Consider the following 1223-nt stretch of genomic DNA (forward strand, 5'->3'; position numbering starts at 1 on the left):
GGCTTCACTGTCTTGTGTCGAGCGCCCTGATTCATTCGTCGCTGCACGGCTGTCATCCGGCAGTGTATCATGATCGCCATGGAGCTTGGTATTCGGTCGGTTATTGGCTTCAAATTCAAGTGTGCCGTTGTGATAAGCCCCCTTTCCGCCGCGGTTCATCGCGATCCGCTTGAATTTATCACTGGCTTTCAAAATCAGTTTCTTGGCAAAAGCAAAGATTTCTCCAATCACATCCAGCAGCGGTTGAATCACTTTTTTAATCGCCACCCCTGCGGTTTTAACAGCCCGGTAAGTCGCATAAGCAACCCCTGTCGCCGGTGTCGCAATAAAGGTCACGATGACACCACCCAATAGCCCGAGCAGGACACCGGCCAGCGCATTGCCACCCATTTCAGCCAGTTTATTCAGCATCCCGGTCAGCGGCACCATCGAGATATACGCCATCATCGCCCGGACAAACAAATATAATGCCGCTTCATCAGAGGCAAACAACAAGGCTTTTTCCAGCATATCCGGGGTATTGCTGGCTGCATTTTTAATCGCATCAATCAGGTCAGCAGCACCATCAACCATATCCTTCAGCGCTTTTTGGGGATCTTTGAGCATGTCATAAATTTCACCAATCCCATCCCACAGCGCTTTTAAGGCTTGCCAGATCCCATCGGCAAAATGGCGGATCACCGATAAAACCGACTGCGCTGCACTATTGGTAAAATAACTGTCCCATTCGGGCTTGAATGCCTGCCACTTGCCGTCCAGCCAGCTCACTAAATCACCGCTCAGCTCATCGTAATGTGCAAACAGGCTGTCCATCTCTGCCGGGGTCGGTTTGTTATTGATCACCACTTCATAGTATTTGCCCGGCGTCAGACCGGTCACTGTTGCTTTCCCCTCGGCATCAAGGGTTACCGTCCGGGTTTCACTGCCGTCTTCGGCTTTGATAATCGCATCAATGCCGCCTAACGGCACATGGTAAATCGACTGAAACACACTTTGGATTTCGAGATTACCGCTGAGCGGACAACTCACCTTGGTGGCATAGTTCGCATCATCTTTCCCCACTGTGGTACTGGCACCACTGACTTTGAGCTGTTTATCCATCGAAAACAGGGAGGGTAAATCTTGCCACTCGCTCACGGTATCCGCACTCTGGAAATACCACTTCTTGGTCATTTGCCGATATTCGGTCAGCAAATCAGGAAAGCTGTTCAACTGCTGTTCAA

1 protein-coding gene is annotated in these 1223 nt (G+C 50.4%); it reads right to left on the bottom strand.

Annotation, left to right across the window (positions count from 1 at the left end):
- Window positions 1-1223, bottom strand: a 1223-nt coding sequence (locus tag AC55NX_RS20685; protein ID WP_496997446.1) for a hypothetical protein, incomplete at both ends; no start/stop codon positions are given.

The sequence above is a fragment of the Vibrio rubrogenes genome, assembly GCF_059641415.1.